This window comes from Pseudomonas sp. BIGb0164, assembly GCF_024810135.1.
Taxonomy (GTDB): domain Bacteria; phylum Pseudomonadota; class Gammaproteobacteria; order Pseudomonadales; family Pseudomonadaceae; genus Aquipseudomonas.
In genome coordinates, this window is sequence record NZ_JANUEA010000005.1 from 233155 (window position 1) to 257247 (window position 24093).

The 24093-nt window shown below is 61.2% G+C and carries 23 protein-coding genes; 4 read left to right on the forward strand and 19 right to left on the reverse strand.

From position 1 onward, the window contains the following. Positions 1-18 precede the first annotated feature (18 nt). Positions 19-990, forward strand: coding sequence for a magnesium and cobalt transport protein CorA (locus M2394_RS15330; RefSeq protein ID WP_259173051.1), 972 nt, complete (start codon positions 19-21; stop codon positions 988-990). Positions 991-1020: 30 nt separating this feature from the next. Here the strand turns inward: M2394_RS15330 and M2394_RS15335 are convergent, their stop codons facing one another. The 3 genes from M2394_RS15335 to M2394_RS15345 form a co-directional block, all read right to left on the reverse strand. Then, positions 1021-1746, reverse strand: coding sequence for an amidotransferase (locus tag M2394_RS15335; protein ID WP_178924647.1), 726 nt, complete (start codon positions 1744-1746; stop codon positions 1021-1023). Between the two features lie 191 nt (positions 1747-1937). Next, on the reverse strand, positions 1938-4085 hold the full coding sequence (locus M2394_RS15340; RefSeq protein WP_259173052.1) for a 3-hydroxyacyl-CoA dehydrogenase NAD-binding domain-containing protein: 2148 nt from the start codon (positions 4083-4085) through the stop codon (positions 1938-1940). A 16-nt stretch (positions 4086-4101) separates the two neighbouring features. Continuing rightward, positions 4102-5307, reverse strand: coding sequence for an acetyl-CoA C-acetyltransferase (locus M2394_RS15345; protein ID WP_178924643.1), 1206 nt, complete (start codon positions 5305-5307; stop codon positions 4102-4104). Positions 5308-5955: 648 nt separating this feature from the next. On the opposite strand from M2394_RS15345, the gene M2394_RS15350 reads away from it, so the two are divergent. Next, entirely contained in the window at positions 5956-6762 is an 807-nt protein-coding gene (locus M2394_RS15350; RefSeq protein ID WP_259173053.1) for a cytochrome c, read from the forward strand. Positions 6763-6915: 153 nt separating this feature from the next. Here M2394_RS15350 and M2394_RS15355 read toward each other — a convergent pair whose 3' ends face one another. From M2394_RS15355 to M2394_RS15420, 14 genes are all read right to left on the reverse strand, one after another. Beyond that, positions 6916-7719: a transglutaminase family protein gene (locus M2394_RS15355; RefSeq protein WP_259173054.1), complete on the reverse strand. Its 804-nt coding sequence runs from the start codon at positions 7717-7719 to the stop codon at positions 6916-6918. After that, positions 7716-8666: an alpha-E domain-containing protein gene (locus M2394_RS15360; protein ID WP_259173056.1), complete on the reverse strand. Its 951-nt coding sequence runs from the start codon at positions 8664-8666 to the stop codon at positions 7716-7718. The genes M2394_RS15355 and M2394_RS15360 overlap by 4 nt, the downstream gene beginning before the upstream one ends. A 4-nt stretch (positions 8667-8670) precedes the next feature. Further along, complete coding sequence (locus M2394_RS15365; protein ID WP_259173057.1) at positions 8671-10080, reverse strand: circularly permuted type 2 ATP-grasp protein; 1410 nt, start codon at positions 10078-10080, stop codon at positions 8671-8673. A 473-nt stretch (positions 10081-10553) separates the two neighbouring features. Beyond that, the gene (locus M2394_RS15370) at positions 10554-10895 is read right to left on the reverse strand and encodes a ribonuclease E inhibitor RraB (RefSeq protein WP_003193463.1); all 342 of its coding nucleotides are present in this window, start codon (positions 10893-10895) and stop codon (positions 10554-10556) included. A 214-nt stretch (positions 10896-11109) separates the two neighbouring features. After that, on the reverse strand, positions 11110-11346 hold the full coding sequence (locus tag M2394_RS15375; protein WP_176997890.1) for a hypothetical protein: 237 nt from the start codon (positions 11344-11346) through the stop codon (positions 11110-11112). A 103-nt stretch (positions 11347-11449) separates the two neighbouring features. Further along, positions 11450-12055 (reverse strand): START domain-containing protein, encoded by a 606-nt coding sequence (locus M2394_RS15380; RefSeq protein ID WP_259173058.1) that lies wholly within the window; start codon positions 12053-12055, stop codon positions 11450-11452. 41 nt (positions 12056-12096) lie between these two features. Next, positions 12097-12351, reverse strand: a complete 255-nt coding sequence (locus M2394_RS15385; protein WP_176997892.1) for a YkgJ family cysteine cluster protein — start codon at positions 12349-12351, stop codon at positions 12097-12099. A 162-nt stretch (positions 12352-12513) separates the two neighbouring features. Beyond that, positions 12514-13005: a translation initiation factor 2 gene (locus tag M2394_RS15390; RefSeq protein ID WP_259173059.1), complete on the reverse strand. Its 492-nt coding sequence runs from the start codon at positions 13003-13005 to the stop codon at positions 12514-12516. 104 nt (positions 13006-13109) lie between these two features. Further along, positions 13110-14549, reverse strand: coding sequence for a PLP-dependent aminotransferase family protein (locus M2394_RS15395; protein ID WP_017138335.1), 1440 nt, complete (start codon positions 14547-14549; stop codon positions 13110-13112). A gap of 278 nt (positions 14550-14827) precedes the next feature. Continuing rightward, positions 14828-15643, reverse strand: a complete 816-nt coding sequence (locus tag M2394_RS15400; RefSeq protein WP_178924631.1) for an OmpA family protein — start codon at positions 15641-15643, stop codon at positions 14828-14830. After that, complete coding sequence (locus M2394_RS15405) at positions 15640-16002, reverse strand: DUF4398 domain-containing protein (RefSeq protein WP_178924629.1); 363 nt, start codon at positions 16000-16002, stop codon at positions 15640-15642. Before M2394_RS15405 ends, M2394_RS15400 begins: the two co-directional genes overlap by 4 nt. 9 nt (positions 16003-16011) lie before the next feature. Beyond that, positions 16012-16827 carry an ABC transporter substrate-binding protein gene (locus M2394_RS15410; protein WP_259173060.1) on the reverse strand — a complete coding sequence of 272 codons (816 nt, stop codon included), beginning with the start codon at positions 16825-16827 and terminating at the stop codon, positions 16012-16014. 169 nt (positions 16828-16996) lie between these two features. Next, positions 16997-17926, reverse strand: coding sequence for an electron transfer flavoprotein subunit alpha/FixB family protein (locus M2394_RS15415; RefSeq protein WP_178924625.1), 930 nt, complete (start codon positions 17924-17926; stop codon positions 16997-16999). A gap of 2 nt (positions 17927-17928) precedes the next feature. Then, positions 17929-18678: an electron transfer flavoprotein subunit beta/FixA family protein gene (locus M2394_RS15420; RefSeq protein ID WP_178924623.1), complete on the reverse strand. Its 750-nt coding sequence runs from the start codon at positions 18676-18678 to the stop codon at positions 17929-17931. Positions 18679-19185: 507 nt separating this feature from the next. Here M2394_RS15420 and M2394_RS15425 point away from each other — a divergent pair. Next, positions 19186-20850: an electron transfer flavoprotein-ubiquinone oxidoreductase gene (locus tag M2394_RS15425; RefSeq protein WP_178924621.1), complete on the forward strand. Its 1665-nt coding sequence runs from the start codon at positions 19186-19188 to the stop codon at positions 20848-20850. Positions 20851-21019: 169 nt separating this feature from the next. Here the strand turns inward: M2394_RS15425 and M2394_RS15430 are convergent, their stop codons facing one another. Beyond that, on the reverse strand, positions 21020-21913 hold the full coding sequence (locus M2394_RS15430; RefSeq protein ID WP_176997900.1) for an AraC family transcriptional regulator: 894 nt from the start codon (positions 21911-21913) through the stop codon (positions 21020-21022). A gap of 182 nt (positions 21914-22095) precedes the next feature. Between M2394_RS15430 and M2394_RS15435 the strand changes: the two genes are divergently transcribed. Then, complete coding sequence (locus M2394_RS15435) at positions 22096-23148, forward strand: NAD(P)-dependent alcohol dehydrogenase (RefSeq protein ID WP_178924619.1); 1053 nt, start codon at positions 22096-22098, stop codon at positions 23146-23148. Here the strand turns inward: M2394_RS15435 and M2394_RS15440 are convergent, their stop codons facing one another. Beyond that, positions 23149-23952 (reverse strand): IclR family transcriptional regulator, encoded by an 804-nt coding sequence (locus M2394_RS15440; protein WP_178924617.1) that lies wholly within the window; start codon positions 23950-23952, stop codon positions 23149-23151. It abuts the gene before it with no gap. Positions 23953-24093 lie beyond the last annotated feature (141 nt).

The window sequence follows — 24093 nt, forward strand, 5'->3', positions numbered from 1 at the left end:
TAAGAAGCGATCTGCACCATGGGTAGAGTTGTTGCGGCCGCCGTCTACAGCGCCGGTAAGAAAGTCACTGATATCACCCTGGACGAAGGCGCGGCCTGGGCCGCCAAACCCGACCACTTTGTGTGGATCGGCCTGGAAGAACCCAACACCCAGGAGCTGGCCAACCTGCAACGCCAGTTCAACCTGCATGAACTGGCCATCGAAGACGCCCTGGAAAAACACAGCCGGCCGAAGCTGGAAACCTTCGGCGATGCGCTGTTCATCGTCACTTACTCACCGGTGCGCGAGAACGGCAAGCTGGTGTTTATCGAAACCCATATCTTTGCCGGCAACGGCTACATCATCACCGCGCGTAACGGCCATTCGGCGTCCTACGGCTATGTGCGCCAGCGGTGTGAGGCGCGGCCTCTGCTGCTGGAGCACGGGGAAGATTTCGTGCTGTATGCACTGCTGGATTTCGTCACCGAAAACTACCAGCCGGTGAGCGAGGCGATCCACGCCGAGATCGACGAGCTGGAGCGCAACGTGCTGTGCAATTCGCTCAACGAAAACGATATCCAGAACCTCCACGGCCTGCGCCGCGACGTGTTGCGGCTCAAGCGTTATGTGGCGCCGATGGTGGAGATCAGCCAGGAGCTGCAGAAGCTGAGCTTCCCGTTCATTGACAAGAACATGCGCCCGTACTTCCGTGACGTGCAGATCCACGTGACACGCCAGATGGAAGACCTCACCACCCTGCGTGACATCGCCAGCCAGACCATCGAGATCGGTGTGCTGCTGGAGGCTTCGCGCCAGAGCGTGGTGCAGCGCAAGTTCGCCGCGTGGGCGGCGATCCTGGCGTTCCCCACGGCAGTGGCGGGGATTTATGGGATGAATTTCCAGAACATGCCCGAGCTGCAATGGCACTACGGCTATTTTGCGGTGCTCGGGTTTATTGCGGTGGGCTGTACGGGCTTGTGGGCCAGTTTCAAGCGGTCGGGGTGGTTGTAAAACGTTGCCGACGCACGACCGCCATCGCGTTTAAGCCGTGGCTTCGGGTTTGTGGGCCACGAAGCGCATCATCCACTCCGCCACGGTTGCGCCGTGGTGGTCACGTTCCAGGCTGGCGACGCCGTGGGTGTAGACCTTCTCACCCAAGGTTGTCTGAAGAATTTCCAGCAGTTCGCGGGAATAGTCATGGATGAATTCCGGGTGGCCCTGGAAGCACAGCACCTGGTCTTCGATGTGGTAGGCGGCGTACGGGCAGAAATCGCTGGAAGCGATCACCGTGGCGTTGTCTGGCAGCGTAGTGACCTGGTCCTGGTGGCTGATCAGCAGGGTCAGTTCTTCCACCACCGGGCTCATCCACGGGGCCTTGGCGTTCAGTTTGTAATCATGGATGCCCATGCCCCAGCCTTTGCTGGCGCGCTCGGTCTTGCCGCCCAGCAGCAGTGCCAACAGTTGATGGCCGAAGCAGATACCCAGCAGCTTGTCGCCACGCGCATAGCGTTCGAGCAGGTAGGTCTTGAGGGTCTGGATCCACGGGTCGGTACCGAAAGAGTCAGCCTTGCTGCCGGTCACCAGGTAGGCATCGAACACTTCATCGTCCGACGGGTATTCGCCCTGCACCACGTTGTAGACGACAAAGTCAGCGGCAATCGGTTGCTTGGTAAACAGGCGCTTGAACATCTGCCCGTACCCTTGGTACTGATCGATCAAACCTGGACGCAGGATATCGGTTTCCAGGATACAGACGCGTAGCGACATAAAAAATACCTGACACGGTGATGGGAATAATGCACACCCCAGAGCCTGCCTTGAAACACCCCTTCAAGGCAAGTCCCACCGGACGCTCTCTACAGTGTGGGAGCGGGCTTGCTCGCGAAAGCGGTGGGTCAGTCACTGCCTGCTTTAACTGACCCACCGCCTTCGCGAGCAAGCCCGCTCCCACATTTTGATCACCGAAAGGCTTCCCCCTGGGCGGCTTTTTCAAGTAGCAAGGCCGGGGGGTTGAACCGCTCTCCGTATTGCTCAGCCAGGTAACGCGCACGGGCGATGAAGTCGTTCAACCCAAACTGGTTGATAAACTGCAACGCGCCGCCACTCCACGCGGCAAAGCCGATGCCGAAGATCGAGCCGACGTTGGCATCGGCCGTGGACATCAACACGCCCTCCTCCACACAGCGCACGGTTTCGATGGCCTGGATAAACAGCAAGCGGTCGCGCACATCCTGCGGCGAGATCTGGTTGTCGGCGCGTTCAAAGCGGCTTTTCAGCTCCGGCCACAGGTGCTTCTGCCCGCCATTGGGGTACTCATAAAACCCGCCACCCGCCGCCTTGCCTAAGCGCTTGTATTCATTGACCAACAGGTCGATCACCGCCGTGGCCGGGTGTGCCGGCATTGCCTTGCCTTCCGCCTGCAGATCCTTGGCAGTTTGCTGCCTGATGTGGCTCATCAGGCTGAGGGACACCTCATCCGAGACGGCCAGCGGCCCCACCGGCATGCCGGCCTTGCGCGCCTCGGTCTCGATCATCGGCGCGGCCACGCCCTCGCCGAGCATGGCAATGCCTTCGTTGGTGAAGGTGCCGAACACCCTTGAGGTGAAGAAACCCCGGCTGTCATTGACCACGATCGGGGTTTTCTTGATTTGCAGGACGAAATCAAAACCCCGGGCCAGGGTTTCGTCGCTGGTCTGGGCGCCCTTGATAATTTCCACCAGCGGCATCTTGTCGACCGGGCTGAAGAAATGCAGGCCGATGAACTTGGCTTGATCCGGCACGGCCTTGGCCAAGCCGCTGATCGGCAGCGTGGAGGTATTGGAGGCGATCACCGCATCAGCGCCGACCACGCTGTGTGCAGCGGCCGAGACTTTTGCCTTGAGTTCACGGTCTTCAAACACCGCTTCGATGATCAGGTCGCAACCGGCTAGGTCGGCGTCGGCGGCAGTGGGAAGAATGCGTGACAGGATGATTTCTCGCTGCTCAGCGGTCATTTGCCCACGGCTGACCTTCTTGTCGAGCAACGCCGCCGAGTGCGCCTTGCCCTTCTCGGCGGCGGCCAGGTTGATGTCCTTGAGCACCACGTCGACGCCGGCACTGGCGCTGACATAGGCAATGCCCGCCCCCATCATCCCGGCACCGAGCACACCGACCTTGCGCGTCACAGAGGGCGCAACCCCCTGGGGCCGCGAGCGGCCGGCGTTGATGTCGTTGAGCTGGAACCAGAAGGTGCCGATCATATTCTTCGCCACTTGCCCGGTGACCAGCTCGGTGAAGTAGCGGGTTTCGATCAAGTGCGCCGTGTCGAAATCCACCTGGGCGCCCTCTACGGCGGCACAGAGGATTTTCTCCGGTGCGGGGAAGCAGCCCTGGGTCTTGCTGCGCAAGATCGACGGCGCGATGGCCAGCATCTGCGCGACTTTCGGGTTGGACGGCGTGCCGCCCGGCAGTTGATAGGCCTTGCTGTCCCACGGCTGTTTGGCCTCTGGGTTGGCGAGGATCCAGGCCCGGGACTTGGCCAGCAGCTCATCACGATCTGCTGCCAATTCATTGATCAAGCCAGCTTGCAACGCCTGTTGCGGTCGCACTTTCTTGCCTTCCAGCAGGTAGGGCAAGGCCTTTTCCAACCCCAGCAGGCGCACCATGCGCACCACCCCACCGCCGCCCGGCAACAGGCCCAGGGTCACTTCCGGCAACCCCAGCTGTGTGGATGTGGCATCCAGCGCGACCCGGTAATGGCAGGCCAGGCATATCTCCCAGCCGCCGCCCAGGGCGGCGCCATTGATCGCGGCCACCACCGGTTTGCCGAGGGTTTCCAGGCGACGCAACTGCGCCTTCAGCTCCAGCACGCCGTCATAGAAGTCCTTGGCGTGAGCCTTGTCGACCTTGATCAATTCATTGAGGTCGCCGCCGGCAAAAAACGTCTTCTTGGCCGAGGTGATGATCACCCCGGCAATACTGTCCTTTTCTGCTTCCAGGCGCGTAAGCGTGGCCGCCATGGCTTCGCGGTAAACGCCGTTCATGGTGTTGGCGCTCTGGCCGGGCATGTCGAGGGTCAGCACCACGATCTGGTCCTGGCCTTTTTCGTAACGAATGGCTTGGGTCATGACAGGTTCCTTGGGCTCAGAGCCGTTCGATGATGGTGGCGATGCCCATGCCACCGCCGACACACAGGGTGGCCAGGCCGTAGCGCTGCTGGCGGGCTTCCAGCTCGTCGAGCAAGGTGCCGAGGATCGCGCAGCCGGTGGCGCCCAACGGGTGGCCCATGGCAATGGAGCCGCCGTTGACGTTGACTCGCGTAGCGTCAATGCCCATGTCCTTGATGAACTTGAGCACCACCGAGGCGAAGGCTTCGTTGACTTCAAACAGGTCGATGTCCTCGACCCGCAGGCCGGCCTTGGCCAACGCTTTGCGGGTGGCCGGCGCCGGGCCAGTGAGCATGATGGTCGGGTCGGTGCTGGTGACGGCCGTGGCAACAATGCGCGCTCGCGGTTGCAGGCCCAGTTCGCGGCCTTTCGCTTCGGAGCCGATCAGCATCAGCGCGGCGCCATCGACAATGCCGGAGCTGTTGCCCGGCGTGTGCACATGCTGGATGCGTTCCACATGGCTGTAGACCCGCAGTGCCGTGGCGTCGAAGCCCATCTGCCCCATCATTTCAAAGCTGGGCTTGAGTTTGCCCAGGCCTTCGAGGGTGGAGTCGCCGCGGATGAACTCGTCATGGTCCAGCAGCACGATGCCGTTCTGGTCCTGCACCGCAATCAGCGACTTGTTGAAGGAACCGTCTGCGCGCGCCCTGGCAGCTTTCTGCTGGGACTGTAGGGCAAAGGTATCCACGTCCTGGCGCGTGAAGCCTTCCAGGGTGGCGATCAGGTCGGCGCCGATGCCCTGGGGCGTGAAGTGGCTGTGCATATTGGTGTGCGGGTCGAGCACCCAGGCGCCGCCGTCGCTGCCCATGGGCACGCGGGACATGGACTCGACGCCGCCCACCACCACCAGGTCTTCAAAGCCGGAGCGCACCTTCATGGCGCCCAGGTTGACCGCTTCCAGCCCAGAGGCGCAGAAGCGGTTGATTTGCACCCCGGCGACGCTGATGTCCCAGTCCGCCACCAGGGCGGCGGTCTTGGCGATGTCGGCGCCCTGGTCGCCCACCGGGGTGACGCAGCCCAGCACAATGTCATCCACCTGGCGCGTGTCGAGGTCGCTGCGTTGCGCCAGCGCGGTGAGCAGGCCGGCCACCAGGTTCACCGGCTTGACGCTGTGCAGGGCACCGTCCGCCTTGCCTTTGCCACGGGGCGTGCGTATCGCATCAAAGATCAAAGCTTGGGTCATGACGTCCTCTAACCGCTGTGCATGTGTGCCCCTACCTTAGGCCCGATTGACACGGTTTCAATGACGGATGCGCTCATTGCTTTTGACCCCCACGCTCGGACGAACGGTAGGCTACGGCGGCAATTGCTTGATTAATCGTTTTAGCTGTCTAGCCAAGGGGCTGGCGCCAAGATGGCGATAGGCCTCATTCCGTTTTTAGCGCAATTGCTGATTAGCTGATATGAAATGGATCTAAGCCACGCAGAACGAGGGCTCTAAGGTTGAATCTGTAAGGAGCTGCTGCCGGGTTTTGCTGGAGCAGCTGTAAGAAAAGTGCAACGTCACATCGCGATACTGAAATAAACCGGCACGCATTTGACGCTCAGGAATAACAACAAAAGGCAGTCAGCCATGTTCAAGCACACGAAAGTTCGTCAGGCGGGACTTATTCTGTTCGCCACCACACTGATTCTGATTTTGCCCAACCTGACCAAGGTTATTGGGTGACACACCGATCCCCACATTCCGTGCACACCGTGCACCAGGACTGCAGCTTTTGGCAGCACCTGCCGGGACATTGCGCATAGCGGTCCCGTTGCAGGGGCTGTCTTTTTGCGTGCGAATTTCCGGTATCGTGAGCCCCACCGCCACTTCACACCGGGCTCTCTCTTGAAAACCATCCTTGCCGCTTTCGCCTTGCTGCTGGCCTTGCCGGTTTCAGCTGCGCAATTGACCATCGAGCTGGACCACACCACCAAGACCTGGCAAACCGCCGACCTGCTCAAGCTGCCCGAAGCGCAGACGGTGCAGATCGCGGATGACGTTTCCTACAAGCGCAACATGACCTATCGCGCTGTGCCGCTGGCGGTGTTGCTGCCGGGTCTCGAGCCCCAGAACCATCTGCAAGCCGTTGCCCTGGATGGGTTCGCCGCCGAACTCGCTGCCGCGCCGCTGCTGCACAAAAGCGGCGCCCGCGCCTGGCTGGCGGTAGAAGACCCGGCCCACCCGTGGCCTCCGCTGGCCGACGGCAAACCTAGCGCCGGGCCGTTTTACCTGGTGTGGACCGACCCGCAGGCCGGCCGTATCAGCCCCGAGCAATGGCCGTTCCAGATCTCCGGGATCAAGCAGTTGAAGACGGTTGCCGAGCGCTTCCCCGCCCTGTTGCCGGCCCCCAAGCTGGCGGCCAATGACCCGATCAATCAGGGCTTTGCGCTGTTCCAGAAAAACTGCCTGGCTTGCCACCGCCTCAATGGCGCAGGCGATGCGCAAGTGGGGCCGGACCTGAACATTCCCTACAACCCCACCGAGTATTTCAGCGGCGACTTCCTCAAGCGGTATATCCGCGACCCGCAGAGCCTGCGGCATTGGCCGCAGGCAAAGATGCCGGCGTTCGCGGCCAGTGTGCTGCCAGACAATGAGTTGGATTTGTTGGTGGGGTATTTGAAGCACATGGCCGGTCGCAAACAGCAACCCTGAGCCCAAACACATATCAATTGTGGGCGCTGGCTTGTGTGGGAACTGGCTTGCCTGCGATGGCATCACCTCGGTGCATCTGTTGTACCGAGGTGTCAGCATCGCGGGCAAGCCCGGCTCCCACACAAGCCAGCTTCCACATTAGATCTACGTCGCCTATTGCTGCTGGACTGAAATGACGGGCGTCGGTGCCACAAACACTTTGGCATGCATCTGTTCATGCCCGCCTCCGCGGCGCATGCCGCGTACCGGGCAGGCGTCGAGGTAATCCAGGCCCACGGCCAGCTTCAAATGCCGCTCCGGGCGGGCCAGTTGGTTGGTCACGTCAAAACTGTACCAGGCGTCGTCGAGCCAGGCTTCGGCCCAGGCGTGGCTGGCAAGGTGTGCACTGTCTTCGCTGTACAAATACCCCGACACATACCGCGCCGGAATCCCCAGGCTGCGCGCGCAGGCCAGGAATGCATGGGCGTGGTCCTGGCACACCCCTGCCCTGCCAGCAAAGGCCTGGGCGGCGCTGGTGTCGACTTCAGTGGCGCCCGGCGTGTAGACCATCGCCTGGTTGAGCCCGTGCATCAGGTCGATCAGCGCCGTGCGGTCGCGACGCTGATGGCAGTGCTGCTCGGCAAACCGGCGCAACGCGTCATCGGGTTCGGTCAGGCGTGTGCTGCGCAGGAACGGGAAGGCTGATTGGCTCTCGTGTTCAGCCTCGCGCAACTCGTCGATGTCGACCTGGCCCCGGGCGCCGATGATGATGGCTTCGTGGGGCTCATCCAGGGTCAGCACATGCAGGATATTGCCGAACGGGTCCACCTGCGCGCGCACCGGGCGGGGCAGGTCAAGTTGCCAACTGAGCACGTGCTGGCGCTCGCTGTCGTGGGGCGTGAGGCGCAGGTACTGGATGCTTGCACGCACCTGGTCCTCGTAGTGGTAGGTAGTTTCGTGACTGATGGAGAGTCTCATGCGGCCTCCAGGTAGGAACTGTAGATGGCGTCGCCCAACTGGCGCACCAAAGGAATAAAGTCGGTCAGCCAGGCGTGCAGGCCTTCCTCGAGGATTTCGTCGATGGCTGTGAAGCGCAGGCGCGCGTCCATCTCGGCCGCCAGGCGTTGAGCCGGCCGACCGTTGAGGCCGGGCAGGCTGGCGAGGATCTGGTCGATCTCCTCACTGCAGGCACGCAGCGAACGCGGCACATCGGCGCGCAACAGCAACAACTCAGCGACTTGTCGAGCGCCAGGGGCATCACGGTAGATCTCGGTGTACGCCTCGAACGACGACAACGCCCGCAACAATGCACTCCACTGGTAGTAGGCGTGGGCCGTGCCGTCAGTGACTGCGGCGGCCTGATCGCCAGCCATTTCGTAGCGCGCATCCAGTAGACGCAAGGTGTTGTCGGCTCGTTCAATAAAGGTGCCCAGGCGAATGAAACGGAAGGCATCGTTACGCATGATGGTGCCGTAGGTGGCACCGCGAAACAGGTGGGAGCGCTCCTTGACCCACTCACAGAAGCGGCTCATGCCGTAGCGGCTGAGGCCCTGCTGGGCGATATCGCGAATATCCAGCCAGGTGGCGTTGATGTTTTCCCACATGTCGGCGGTGATTCGCCCACGCACCGCATGGGCGCTGGCCCGCGCAGCACCGAGGCAGCTGTAGATGCTGGCGGGGTTGGCCGCATCCAGCGCAAAAAAGTGCAGCAGGTGTTCGGCATGCAGTTCGCCATGGCGTTCGCGGTAATCCTCCAGCGTGCCGGTGATCAGCAAGGGCATGGCCAGTTCGTGCAGGCCGTCGCCATGCCCGTCCTGCGGCATCAACGACAGCGAATAGCTGACATCGAGCATGCGCGCGAGGTTTTCCGCACGCTCCAGGTACCGCGACATCCAGTACAGGTCGGAGGCAGTTCTACTCAACATGGCATCAGTCCTCCACCACCCAGGTGTCTTTGGTGCCGCCGCCCTGGGACGAGTTGACCACCAGCGAGCCTTCGCGCAGGGCCACGCGGGTCAGGCCGCCCGGCACCACGCGGGTTTCCTTGCCGGACAACACGAACGGGCGCAGGTCGATGTGGCGTGGCGCGATGCCGTTCTCGACAAAGGTCGGGCACGTGGACAAGCACAAGGTGGGCTGGGCGATATAGGCGTGGGGCTTGGCCTTGATGCGTGCACGAAAGGCTTCGATCTCCGCCGCCGTGGACGCTGGACCCACCAGCATGCCGTAGCCACCGGAGCCCTGGGTTTCCTTCACCACCAGGTTCGGCAGGTTGGCCAGCACATAGGACAGTTCGTCAGGCTTGCGGCATTGGAAGGTAGGAACGTTCTTCAGGATCGGCTCTTCGTCCAGGTAAAACCGGATCATCTCGGTGACGAAGGGGTACACCGACTTGTCATCCGCCACCCCGGTGCCAATGGCATTGGCCAGCACCACGTTGCCCGAGCGATACGCGGCGAGCAGGCCGGGCACGCCCAGCATCGACTCCGGGTTGAAGGCCAGCGGGTCGAGGAACGCGTCGTCAAGGCGACGGTAAATCACGTCCACGGCCTTGGGGCCGTCGGTGGTGCGCATGAACACGCGGTCATCGCGCACGAACAGGTCGGCGCCTTCCACCAGCTCCACGCCCATCTCCCGGGCAAGGAAGGCATGCTCGAAGAACGCGCTGTTGAAGCGGCCCGGGGTCAGCACCACCACGCTGGGGTTATCCAGGGGGCTTGAGCTTTTCAGGGTGTCGAGCAGCAGGTTGGGGTAATGGTCGATGGGCGCGATGCGCTGGGCAGCGAACAGCTCGGGGAACAGGCGCATCATCATCTTGCGGTCTTCGAGCATGTAGCTGACGCCGCTGGGGGTGCGCAGGTTGTCTTCCAGCACGTAGTAGGTGCCGTCGCCATCACGTACGAGATCGACCCCGGAAATGTGGGAATACAGATCGCGGTGAAGGTCCAGGCCCTGCATGGCCAACTGGTATTGCTCGTTGGCCAGCACCTGTTCGGCGGGGATGATCCCGGCCTTGATGATGCGTTGTTCGTGGTACAGGTCGGCAAGAAACATGTTCAGCGCCTTGACCCGTTGGATGCAGCCCCGCTCGACAACCCGCCATTCACTGGCCGGAATACTGCGTGGGATGGTGTCGAACGGAATCAGGCGCTCGGTGCCCTGCTCGTCCCCATAGAGCGTGAAGGTGATTCCGGCGCGGTGAAACAGCAAATCGGCTTCGCGCCGGCGCTGGGCCAGCAGTTCAGCCGGGGTTTCGGCCAACCATCGGGCGAACTCGCGGTAATGGGGGCGAACCTGCCCTGCCCCATCGTACATTTCGTCGTAATAAGTGCGGATCATGCCGTACTCCTTGTCACCCGGACGCAAGAACCATCGCAAGGCCCGTGCCAGCGGCATAAACACTTGAAAATCAGTGAGTTGAATTCATACGAGGCCCGTGTCGCACCGTCCTGGTGCGCAGAATGCCCGACGCCAGGCCGCACGCTTCATCGCAATGCGGGCTTTGGCTATCAACAGCATAGCCAGAGTTGATTTCACTGCCCGGCCAACCCTGCGGATAATCACCACCATCTGCTGAACAGGACTCGTCCTACAGCCTCAACCCATGCGCAATCGGTAACGTGGTGTTTCGTGTACCCACCGGCTCCTCCGGTCTTCCCTTTAGGCCACCCTTCTTAGGGTGGCTTTTTTTTTCGCCTCGAAAAATCGCCATCGCCGGCAAGGCGAGCTCCTACAGGGGTGGTGGTGACGGCACTGCACAAACAAAAACGGCCGACCCGAAGGTCAGCCGATACGCTGTGTTTCTCATACTGCTACATGGGTAACCCACGCACCTCCTGCTTGACGCCCCAGCCTTCGATGATCCCGCCCAGCGGCTCGACCACCGCCTCAAAGTCTTGCTCGAAGTCTCCTATGCCGTCGTAGGTCGCGAACATGATTTTGCTCAGTTCCAGGTACCAGGCGCCGTCATCGCGCGCACTGACCTGGGCATTCAGGGATTCCCCGCGAAACCGACCCGCCGCCCTGCGCGCCCGTTCCTCATCCGGAAAAATGGCGTAGAACTCGATGGGGTGGAAACGTGAGAAGTCGAAGCCGCCTTCTTTCATGCGGCGCAGAACGTTGGTGCTGATGTCTTCTTGATAGGCTGTGCTCATGAAAAGTGCTCCTCAAATTGATGGATAGACTTTCCGTGCTTCCCGAAGCCCGCGCCCTACTGGCGCGGGTGCTACGGCAAATAACAACACCGAGGGAAAACAAGCATGTAGCTGACAAGACCAGACCTTAGCGAATCATTCGCTGATCTCGATTGCAGAGTAGCGCGAAGCTATCACCTCCACCAGAGGCGCTTTAATGGCAGTCAGGGAATGTTCAGGCGGCAGGCGAGATGTCGAGGATCTGGATACTGTTCTGGTCTTTGAGGATCTTGACCGTCGGCTCGGGCTTGCGGCCTTCCAGGTCATTGAGGTCAAGCTCGGCCGCAACGGGCACCAGCTTGTTGCGAATCATGTGCGCAGCGTCTTCGAGGCTGGGCTTTTGTTCGCAGGTGAACTGCTCCACAGCCTTTACGCCGTGGTCATCAACGAAGGTAATTTGCCACGTTTGCATCGGTGCCTCCTCGATAAAGCCCGCGTGTGGGCTCACATCTATCTGGACCTTGGGGGTTCGCCAAACGTTCCACCCAAGGCCGGAGGCACCGGACCGGTAGCGCTTACTTCTCGGCGCGTTCCTTGAGGGCTTTCAAGGTGTTGAACGGCGCGTCCACCACGAACTTGTTGGCCAACCACGACGGCACGCTGCCGCCTGGCTCGGTGTGCACCTGATAAGTGACTTCGGTCTGGTTGTCGCCTTTGGGTACCAGCTTCCAGTAGCCGTCCACCTGGGCCACACGCACGTAGCCTTTGACTTCTGGCTGGTAGGTCGGCACTTCCAGCAGCTTGCGAGTCACGGTGCCATCAGCCGATTTGCTGGTGGTGATCTCCAGGATGGAATCGCGGTCGGTCACCGGGAACGGTGCCTTGAACTGGGTGTAGGTCCAGCTCTTGTCACCTTCGGTCTTCAGCAATTTCTGCGATTTGCACTCGTGGATCCAGGTGCAAGCGCCGACGGCGTCTTCCTGCAGGGCAACGATTTTTGCCACGGGTGCCTTTATCACGGTCACACCGCGATAGGCCTTGTACTTGGAGCCGGCAATTTCGCTCAGGGACACCTTGATACCGTCTTCGTCCTTGGCGACTTGCCAATCCTCAGCCTGGGCAGTGGCAGCAAACAACACCGTAACACCGCACAACACAGCCATTCGTTTCAGCGAACCCATTGTTGTATTCCTTATTGTTGAAGTTCCGATAGTAAAGCCCATCAAGCCGCCGTCATCTGCTCCCACCAGCCGATCAACCGGATGGCATCGGCCTGGTCGGTGCCACACACCTCAGGATCTGCCTTGAAATCACTGCACACCGCAGGGCGCTCCGGCTGGCCGAACAGCAGGCATAGCTGTTCGACCGACAAGTGCAGGCAACGCTCCCCCGCAGGTTTGCCCTGGGGCATTCCCGGCAGCGGTGAACTGATGGAGGGGGCGATGCAGCAAGCGCCACAGCCTTCACGGCATTTCATGACCAGCAGGTCCTCGACGACTCAATGTGGATGGCCGGGCTAGAGTACGCCCTTAAACAGCCGTTTTAAAATGGTCTAACAGGGGTTTTTCGCACAAAACAAACGTGACTGACCAGTCTGCGACAGATGGTCGAGGGTCGGGGTCACCTTCAGGGGAACAGTTTACTGCTTGAATTCGAAATCCAGCGCGGCGCCTTCCACCTCACGCCGTTCTTCGTTACGCAGTTGCAGCTTCATCTCGTTGCTGAGCAGACGGCCGTTGATCTGGAACGCGCTGTTGTCGGACGGCTTCTCGCCGAACATGGGCGGCAACAACGGCACACTCTTGGGCTTGGGCATGGTGCCAATCGGCTGCAAGTGCCTGACCATGTCCGAAGGCAGCGAAAGGTCCAACTGTGCGGGTGGCAGTTGGGTCTGGGCCACTTCATGGGCCGATTTGGACTTGCTGGCGATCGGCGCACGCTTTTTGATCGTCGCCGCCTTCTTCTTGACTGCCGGGGCTTTTTTCGCCGGGGCCGGTTTTTTCGCGGGGGTCTTCTGCTGGCTAGTGGCGGCGGGCTTGCTGTCCGTCACGGGGGTTGCCGCCAGCACCGTGCCGACGTTGCACAGGCTTAGCAGGCCAATCACCACAGCAGCGCGGAAAATAGAAGTCATATCGCCAACAGCATTAACGGCAGAGGGCCATATGCTCGCTTGTTGTGCGCGGCATGACAAGCGTGCTGATCAGCCAGCGAGCGGTACTGTCCCCAATGCACGCCTCAAAAACCCGCTGCAGTTTCCTGGCACAACTGGCTGGCAAGCATGCCCAGTGTCATCAGCGCGCGCTCTGCCTCACGGTTCCACGGGGTGCCGCAGTTGAGGCGGATACAGTGGTTGAACTGTTCCGTATTACTGAATATCACCCCCGGCGCAATGCTGATGCCCTGCTGCAGGGCGCGCACGTGCAATTCCTGGGTATTGACCCGCCCCGGCAAACTGACCCACAAGATAAAGCCCCCCGTCGGACGGGTCATTTGCGTGCCTTCCGGGAAATACTGCTGCACCGCCAGCTGAAACGCGCTGAGGTTCTTGCGGTATTCCTGGCGGATGTAGCGCAGGTGCCGGTCATAGCCACCGTTTTCCAGGTACGCCGCAACGCCCATCTGGGTCACGCTGCACGCCGAATGGGTACTGAACATCTGCAAACGCTGGATTTCCTGCTGGTATTTGCCGGCGATCATCCAGCCGATGCGCACACCGGGGGACAAGGTCTTGGAAAAGCTTGAACAGTAGATCACCCGATCCAGGCGGTCGTAGGCTTTGAGCGCCTTGGTGCGGCCCAGCTCGAACATCAGCTCGCCGTAGATATCGTCCTCGACGATCTGGATATCAAAGTCCGACGCCAGGCGCAGCAGTTGCTTCTGGCGCTCCTCGGGCATGGTCGCGCCCAGCGGGTTGCTCAAGCGCGTGGTCAGCACCAGGGCCTTGATCGACCATTGGTTGGCAGCCAATTGCAGGGCTTCCAGACTCATGCCGGTGGCCGGGTCGCTGGGGATCTCGATGACTTTAAGGCCCAACAGGTCGGCCAGTTGCAGCAAACCGTAATAGGTCGGTGACTCGGCGGCGATCAGGTCGCCAGGGCGTGTGAGCACACGCAGCGACATCTGCAACGCATCGACACAGCCGTGGGTGATCACCACTTCGGAAGGGTCCACCACCACGCCGGCGTCGCGCATGCGAATCGCGACCTGGCGGCGCAGCGGCTCGAAGCCAGGGCTGAACATGTAGCTGAATGCCCGTGGGCTCTGGAAGCGCGTGACCTTGGCCAACTGCTGATGCAGTGCCCGCACGGGCAGGTAGTCGACACTCGGCACAGCCGCGCCCAGCGGGAACACCCCTTCGCGGCGCGACTCGACCAATACCTGCTGGATGATGCTGCTGCGGGTGACCAACCCCGGGCGCTCGACCCGTGCGATGTCCGGCGTAGGGGCCGTCAGCGCGGGGGTCTGGTGCACGTAGTAGCCCGATTGCGGCCGCGCCCGGATCAGCCCCTGGTCTTCCAGGTTGGCGTAGGCCTGCAATACCGTCGCATGGCTCACATTGAGCTGGGAGCTCATCTTGCGCACCGAAGGCACGCGCTCCCCCGGTTGATAGACACCGCGCCGGATATCCTCAGCCAGTTGCTGGGCGATACGTTGGTAAAGCAACAGATTGGTCATGACGCAGCACTCGATTTCACGGGTATTTTATTTTTGTGTGAAACATACCGGCACAGTTTAGAAGTGTACGGGGACAGTTGCCACAATAGTCGAGCGCGGGCGGGAGTGACAGTAAAAACTGTAAGGGTGGTTGAACAGAATCGCAGGCATAAAAAAACCGATCAATGATCGGTTCACAGAGAGCTGTAGGAGCTGGCTTGCCAGCGATGGCATCACCGCTGTTTACCTGACACACCGAGGTGCCTGAATCGCCGGCAAGCCGGCTCCTACAAGAGACTTTAGCGGGCGGCGCCGAGTTGGCCTTTTTCGTCGGAGAAGACGATCTCGACCCGACGGTTCTGCGCCCTGCCCCGCTCGGAAGCGTTGGCCTCCACCGGGTACTGGTCGCCGTACCCCTGGACTTCGATACGCTGCTCATCGATGCCCAGGTCCATCAACACATCGGCCACCGATTGCGCACGGTCGCGGGACAGTTTCAGGTTTTCCTGCTCGCCACCGGTGTTGTCGGTGTAGCCCTCGATGCGCACTGTGCGCTTGGGGTTCAGTTGCAGGAACTGCACGATTTTCAGCACGGTGCGGTTGGCGGAGTTTTCCAGCTCGGCTTCACCGGTGTCGAACAGCACATCGCCCAGGGTCATCACCAGGCCGCGGTCGGTCTGGGTAGTGGTCAGGCTGGCGATTTGCTGCTCCAGCCACTTGCCCTGCTGCTGCACACTGGCCAGCTTGTTTTCACGCAGGGCCAATTGCAGGCGCTGGCGCTCCAGTTCGAGCTTGACGCCGCGCTCGGCGTTGAGCGCCTGCTCAGTGTGTTCACGGGCGATGGCACTGTAGCGCTGGCTCAGGTAGGCGTAGTGCACCACGTCGGCGCCGCTGCCCCAGTAGCTGGACAAACGGTCGGCGCGGGCGAGGGACTCGCCGGCCCGGATGATGTCCTTGGGCGCAAAGCGCAGCACATTGGCGTCTTCCTTGACCTTCTGGAAGTCATTGCTGGCCAGTTGCAACGCCTGTTCGCTGTTGGGCTGGTTGGCACAACCGCCCAATACCGCGCTGCCCAGCAGCAACACACAGCTCAAACCACGGATCAACGGGCTCATTGGGCTTCTCCCAACTGCAATTGCTTGCGCAGGCGGGTGATGCGCGTGTTGAGCACATTCAGTTGTTCCTGGCTCTTGCGGGTCAGCACCTGGGCTTCGGCCAGGCGTGCGTCCAGCTCGGCCTGTTCGGCACGCATGCGCGCGTGTTTGTAGGACTGATCGGCCATGTCGGCCTTGGCCCGGGCGAATTTGTCTTCAGCCAGTTTCAGTTCAGGCGATTCATCAGTACTGGCGCCCACCGCACTGGCTTGTTCCAAGGCCTGCTGGGTGAGGCGAATTTGTTCATTCGGTGCCGGATCGGTTGCACATCCCGCCAGAGCGACAACGGCGAGGGCCGCGAAAAGAGGTCGAAGAGTCACTGAAAATCCTTACTTTGCTGGGGTGCCGACGGGTTGCTGCAATTGCGCTTTCCAACGCTCCAGATTGCGCTGCAACGCCGCTTGCGCCACACCGGAAGCGGGCAATTCTGTCATCTTTTTCGCCAACTGTCCGCGCAGCCACGGATCATTGCAGGCCGAGTTGTGGGAAATCGCCAGGTACAGTCCCGGCTGGTCGATGGGCACTTCGCGGGCGACCAGGTCATTGCTCATGCCCAGGGTCTGGGCCATGGCCATGCCGGAATAACGCCCAGCGAGCACGTAGTCCACCTCACCGAGCAGCAGCTTCTGAAACGCCGGGGTCAGGTTGGGCAGGCGCTGCAAGCTGAGTTGTTGGCTGGCAAACATCTCGAACTCGGCACTCAAGCGCGCCCGCTCCGACACTGCGCCCTTGTGGCCATGCAGGTCAGCGGCCGAGGCATACACCAGCGGCGAATCCTTGCGGGTCCACACCAGGTAATCGATCTGCACCAGCGCCGGGTGGATGTAGTCGAGGGTTTCCAGCTCGCCCAAGTTCAGCGGCGCATCGGCCAGGATGTCCATGCGCCCGCTGCGCACTTCATCCAGTGCCAGGGAACGCTTGCCGCCGTAGAGCAGGTCGATTTTCAGGCCGAGGTCGTTGCCCACCTGTTGCAACACGTCGGCGGTGGCGCCGATCAGGTGCGTCGGATCTTGCGGGTCACGCCACAGCAGCGGTGGCGCGTCCGGGCTGCCGGTGATCACCAGGCGCTCGCATTTGCCGGCGGCCAGCGCCAGGCCCGGCAGCAACGCAAGCCCCAACAATACACTCCAACGACGCAATTCCATGACCCCTCCTCCCAATGACAAACGCATCCCTTGTAGGAGCCGGCTTGCCGGCGATGGCGTCCGTACGATCAATACAGATTTGACAGCCCCATCGCCGGCAAGCCGGCTCCTACAGGGCAAAAAAAAGCCCGGTCATAAGACCGGGCTCTTTATAAGTGAAGCGGCTGGATTAGACCAGCTTCTCCAACTCAGGTACGGCTTCGAACAAGTCCGCCACCAGGCCGTAATCGGCCACCTGGAAGATCGGTGCTTCTTCGTCCTTGTTGATCGCAACGATCACTTTGGAGTCTTTCATACCGGCCAAGTGCTGGATCGCGCCGGAGATACCGACGGCGATGTACAGCTGTGGCGCAACGATCTTGCCGGTCTGGCCGACCTGCATGTCGTTGGGTACGAAACCTGCGTCGACGGCCGCGCGGGAAGCGCCGACCGCAGCGCCCAGCTTGTCAGCCAGGGCGTACAGGTGTTTGAAGTTGTCACCATTCTGCATGCCACGGCCGCCGGAAACGACGATCTTGGCAGCGGTCAGCTCAGGACGGTCCGACTTGGCCAGCTCTTCGCCAACAAAGCTGGAAGTGCCAGCGTCGTGGGCAGCGGCAACGGCTTCAACGGCAGCCGAACCCCCTTCTGCAGCAACCGGGTCGAAACCGGTGGCACGCACCGTGATCACTTTGATTGCAGCGGTCGATTGCACGGTGGCAATGGCGTTACCGGCATAGATCGGGCGCTTGAAGGTATCAGCGCTTTCAACCGAGATGATCTCGGAGATCTGGTCAACGTCCAGCTGCGCGGCAACGCGTGGCAGGATGTTTTTGCCGTTGGAGGTAGCGGCAGCCAGGATGTGGCTGTAGCCAGCGCCCAGCTCTGCAACCAGCGGGGCAACGTTTTCCGGCAGCTGATGCGCGTAGGCCGCATTGTCAGCGTTCAGGACTTTGCTCACGCCTGCGATTTTCGCGGCGGCTTCAGCCACGGCGCCAGCGCCCTGGCCTGCTACCAGCACGTGAATGTCGCCACCGATTTTAGCGGCAGCGGCCACGGTGTTCAGGGTGGCCGGAGCCAGCGCCTTGTTATCGTGTTCTGCGATTACCAAGATAGTCATGGTTAGATTACCTTCGCTTCGTTTTTCAGTTTCTCGACCAGTTCTGCAACCGACTTGACCTTGATGCCCGCGCTGCGAGCAGCCGGTGCTTCAACCTTGACGGTCTTGTTGGTGGAGGCGGTGGAAACGCCCAAAGCGTCTGGAGTAACCGACTCAAGCGGCTTCTTCTTGGCTTTCATGATGTTTGGCAGGGACGCGTAGCGCGGCTCGTTCAAACGCAGGTCGGTGGTGACGATGGCCGGCAGCTTCAACGAAACGGTTTGTGCGCCGCCGTCGATTTCACGGGTCACTGCGACGCTGTCGCCGTTCACTTCAACTTTGGAAGCGAAGGTGCCTTGGCCGTAACCGGTCAGGGCAGCCAGCATCTGGCCAGTCTGGTTGTTGTCGCTGTCGATGGCCTGTTTGCCGAGGATCACCAGTTGAGGCTGTTCCTTGTCGACAACGGCTTTGAGCAGCTTGGCAACGGCCAGGGAGGTCAGGTCTTCAGCGGACTCGACCAGGATAGCGCGGTCAGCGCCCAGTGCCAGCGCGGTGCGCAGCTGCTCTTGAGCAGTGGTAGGGCCGATGGAAACCACGACGATTTCAGTCGCCACGCCTTTCTCTTTCAGGCGTACAGCTTCTTCCACAGCGATTTCGCAGAAAGGGTTCATCGACATCTTGACGTTAGCAAGGTCGACGCCGGAATTGTCCGCCTTGACGCGAACTTTCACGTTGTAATCGACAACGCGTTTGACAGCTACAAGAACCTTCATGGATTCCTCGTTACTCTCCGGTGAAAAGAAAGTCGCCTAGGCGAACCTGGCGGTTGATGCTCATCGGCACACAAGGGCACCTCCAAAAACGTCGGCGGATGACCTTGCTCACGGGAAGTGATGACCGTTCGTCAGTAGTGACTGAGAGGTCATTCTTTATCGCAGCGTGTAAACTGCGCGCCATTGCTTGGACGCGCGCCACCTTTCTTGCTTTTGGACGTGCTCTTGAAACCTGCAGTCTGCCTACGGTTAGCGCAAAACCGACCGTATATTGACCGGAACACCTATTCTGGTCAATACGGCAAAATAGCCAGTCATAAGCCGCGCCACTTGGATTTACCTAGCCTGCGGGCAATTCAAACAAACGTTTGTATTGGACGCTGACAGTGGTGTAGATATAATGCGCCACCTAGAGAGAAAGGTGGGTCTTGCCGTTGCTGCAAGACGACACCGAACCTCCACCCATTAGAAAAAAAAGCCTGTTGAGCCTTGAGTAGGAGATAGCCTGTGGAACGCGAATACATGGAATTCGACGTGGTCATCGTCGGCGCTGGCCCGGCAGGCCTGTCTGCCGCCTGCCGATTGAAGCAGAAGGCCGCCGAAGCCGGTAAGGAAATCAGCGTCTGCGTGGTCGAGAAAGGCTCCGAAGTCGGCGCACACATCCTGTCCGGTGCCGTGTTCGAGCCACGCGCCCTGAACGAACTGTTCCCGGACTGGAAAGAACTCGGCGCCCCGCTGAATACCCCCGTGGTGCGCGATGACATCTATGTACTGCGCAGCGCCGAAGCCTCCACCAAGGTCCCTGACTTCTTTGTGCCCAAGACCATGCACAACGAAGGCAACTACATCATCTCCCTGGGCAACCTGTGCCGCTGGCTGGCCCAACAGGCCGAGAACCTCGGCGTGGAAGTCTACCCAGGCTTCGCCGCCCAGGAAGCACTGTTCGACGAAAACGGCGTGGTACGCGGGATTATCACCGGTGACCTCGGCGTCGACCGTGAAGGCAACCCGAAAGAAGGCGTCTACACCCCGGGCATGGAACTGCGTGGCAAGTACACGCTGTTCGCCGAAGGTTGCCGTGGCCACATCGGCAAGCAACTGATCCAGCGCTTCAACCTGGACAGCGACGCCGACGCCCAGCACTACGGCATCGGCCTCAAGGAAATCTGGGAAATCGACCCGGCCAAGCACCAGCCAGGCCTGGTGGTGCACACCGCCGGTTGGCCGCTGGACATCATGAGCGCCGAGAACACCGGTGGCTCGTTCCTCTATCACCTGGAAAACAACCAGGTGGTCGTCGGCCTGATCGTCGACCTGTCCTACAGCAACACCTTCCTCTCGCCGTTCGATGAGTTCCAGCGCCTCAAGCATCACCCGGTGCTGGCCCAGTACCTCGAAGGCGGCAAGCGCATCAGCTACGGCGCCCGTGCCATCTGCAAAGGCGGCCTGAACTCGTTGCCGAAGATGGTCTTCAAGGGCGGCGCGCTGATCGGTTGCGACCTCGGCACCCTGAACTTCGCCAAGATCAAGGGCAGCCACACCGCGATGAAGTCCGGCATGCTCGCCGCCGACGCCGTGGCCGACCGCCTGTTTGCCGAATCCGAAGGCGGTGATGAACTGACCGCTTACGTCGACAGCTTCAAGAACAGCTGGCTCTACGAAGAACTGTTCGCCAGCCGTAACTTCGGCCCGGCGATGCACAAGTTCGGCCCGATCCTCGGCGCCGGTTTCAACTGGTTCGACCAGAACATCCTGGGCGGCAAGATGCCGTTCACCCTGCACGACACCAAGCCGGACTACGCCTGCCTCAAGCTGGCCAAGGACAGCAAGAAGATCGACTACCCCAAACCCGACGGCAAGTTGAGCTTCGACAAGCTGAGCTCGGTGTTCCTCTCCAGCACCAACCATGAAGAAGAGCAGCCGTGCCACTTGAAGCTCAAGGACCCGAGCATCCCGCTCGGCACCAACCTGCCGCTCTACGACGAACCAGCGCAGCGCTACTGCCCGGCCGGCGTGTATGAGGTGATCACCAAGGAAGACGGCGAGAAGCGCTTCCAGATCAACGCCCAGAACTGCGTGCACTGCAAGACCTGTGACATCAAGGATCCTTCGCAGAACATCACGTGGGTTACGCCGGAAGGCGCGGGCGGGCCGACTTACCCGAATATGTAAGCCAAAAGTAGGCTCCCAAATGGGAGCCTTTTTTATAGCTGACACGACGCGGTCAATTGTGGGAGCTGGCTTGCCTGCGATAGCGGGGGGTCAGCTACACATAAGACACTGACAGACCGCTATCGCAGGCAAGCCAGCTCCCACATTGACCGAGTTGAATCAATAAGATTTAGGCAGCGCGCTCTTCCCCCGGGCTGCGCTCGAAGTAGCGCTTGTACTCGCGGCTGAACTGCGACGTGCTCTGATACCCCACGCGGTGCGCCGCCTGCGCCACGCCCATGCCCTCCACCAGCAGCAATTGCTGGGCCTTGAGCAGCCGCAAACGCTTGAGGTACTGCACCGGCGACAACATCGTGCAGCGCTTGAAATGCTCGTGAAAGGTCGACGCACTCATGTGCGCATAACCGGCCAGGGTTTCGATGTTCAGCGGCTCGTCATAGTGAGCGTGCAAGTGGCTCAACGACGTGGCAATCCGCGAAAACTGCCCCTGCTGTTCCACCAAGGCGCGCAGCACATCCGCCTGTGGCCCGCGCAGTGCGGTGAACAATAATTCGCGTACCCGCGCCGGGCCCATGATCCGGCTTTCCAGCGGATCGTGCAGGCACTGCAGCAGTCGCTCGACACAACCGCGCATCGCATCATCGAGCACCACCGAGCTCATCGACTCCAGGGTTTGTGCGGTCGGCGGCGGCCCGGCCTGGATCCCCATGGCCATCACCAACTCGCCCAGCACCACGCGGTCGATGCCCACCGTCACGCCGAACAGCGGCGCATCCGGCGCCATGGCAAAGGTCTCGCACTCGAACGGCACCGGCATCGCCTGGATCAGGTAATGCCCGGCGCCGTACTCCAGCGTACGCGGGCCCAGGTACGCAACTTTGCTGCCCTGGGCCACGAACATCAGGCTCGGCTCATAGATCTGCGGCCCGCGCGCCACGTCGCAACTGGCGCGCAGTACCTGCACGCCGGGCAGGTTCGTCGGGGAGAAACCGTCGCAGGGCGTAAGCCCCTCGATCAAGGCAACCAGGGTGGCGTTGGCATCGAGATGGCGGGTCAACAACATGGCAAAAAACTTCGCGAAAAAGGGATGAGAACATCATCGCAGGTCTGAAGGCCCATGGATCCAAACACCCGGCACTCCCGGACGAATAGGCATGAGGTTCGGAGCAATCGCCATGGCCGCCCACGGACCCGGCGCGGAGAATGCGCCGCCTCACCTGTGATTACTTTTGCGAGGTTGCCTCCATGTACACCGCTATCGGTTATGCCGCCCAGTCGCCCACCACGCCCCTGGCCCCCATGTCGTTCGAGCGCCGCAGCCCGCGCGCCGATGACGTGGCCATCGAGATCCTCTACTGCGGCGTGTGCCACTCCGACATCCACCAGGCACGCAACGAATGGGGTATCGCCGTGTACCCGCTGATGCCCGGCCACGAAATTGTCGGCAAAGTCACCGCCGTCGGCGCCAGCGTCACCGCGCACAAAGTCGGTGACCTGGTCGGCGTCGGCTGCATGGTCGACTCGTGCCGTCACTGCGACGCCTGCCACGCGGACCTTGAGCAATACTGCCTCGAAGGCCCGACCATGACCTACGCCACCCCGGACCGCGTAGACGGCAGCAACACCATGGGCGGCTACTCCGACAGCATCGTGGTCAGCGAGCACTTTGTGGTGAAGATCCCGGCCAAACTCGACCTGGCCAGCGCCGCGCCGATCCTCTGCGCCGGCATCACCACCTACTCGCCGCTCAAGCACTACGGCGTGAAGGCCGGCGACAAAGTCGGCGTGTTGGGCATGGGCGGTTTGGGCCACATGGGCATCAAGTTCGCCAAGGCGATGGGCGCCGAAGTCACCCTATTCACCCGCTCGGCCAGCAAGGCGGAAGAAGGTCGTCGCCAGGGTGCCGACCACGTGATCGTGTCCACCGACGACGCACAGATGCAGGCCGCCGCCGGGCAGTTCGACTTCCTGCTGGACACCATCCCGGTGCAGCACGATCTGAACCCCTACCTCGACACCCTGCGCTTTGACGGCGTGCATATCCTGGTCGGCCTGATCGAACCGGTCGACCCACCGGTCAACGCGGCCAAGCTAGTACTGGGCCGTAAAGTGCTGGCCGGCTCGCTGATCGGCGGCATTGCCGAAACCCAGGAAGTCCTGGATTTCTGCGCCGAGCACAACATCACCTGCGACATCGAAATGCTCGACATCCGCCAGATCAACGAGGCTTACGCCCGCATGATCGCCGGCGACGTGAAGTACCGCTTTGTCATCGACATGGCGACCTTGAAGGCCTGATCAGGCCTTCGCGCCCAACTCCGCTGACAGCCGCGCTGCGACCTGTTTGATCACAGGGATCAGCTCGGCCATTTTCTCCAGCGGCATGTAGGGCACGGTACTGGCGATGCTGATGCCGGCGACGATTCGCCGGCTGGCATCGCGCACCGGTGCCGCCACGCAACGGATCGACGGTTCGTTGTCTTCCAGATCGAACGCAAAGCCCCCCACCACGTACTCGTGCATGCGCTGCTCAAACTGCGCCCAGGACTGTTCCGGGTGTTGCGGCCACGGCTGGTGTTTGCCGACAACCGGCTGGCTCACTTCGTACAGGCGCTGCCATTCCTGCACCGTGTCATCCAACAACAACGCCTTGCCAATACCGGTACGCGCCAACGGCATGCGATGGCCGACCCGCGAGCGCATTTCCGGGCCGTTGCGCCCCGGGTTCTTGTGCAGGTACAGCACGTCGTCGTATTCACGGATGGCCAGGTGGATGGTGTCGCCGGTCAATGCCGACAGCTCATCCAGATAAGGAATGGCCAAGGTCACCAGCGGCAACTCTTCACGCGCCTGGAAACCCAGTTCGATGAGCTTGGGGCCCAGCAGGTAACCGACTTGCGGCACCACGCGCAGGTAACGCTCTTCCACCAGGCAACTGGCCAGGCGATGGGTGGTGCTGCGCGTGGTGCCGATGCGCCTGGCGATCTCTTTCAGATCCCGCGCACCGGCCGCCACCGCCTGCACCACGCCCAGGCCACGCAACAGGGTCTGGGTGCCGGTGGGGGCGGCGTCTTTGACGGGGGACTGAGGGTTTTCCTGCATATCGGGCCTATGTGGGAAGTACGAAAACGGCGCCATTATGGCAAAAGCTGAACGTCAATACAGTGGAGATCCAAATGTGGGAGCGGGCTTGCTCGCGAATGCGGTGTGTCAGAAATAGATGGGCTGGCTGACACAAAGCAT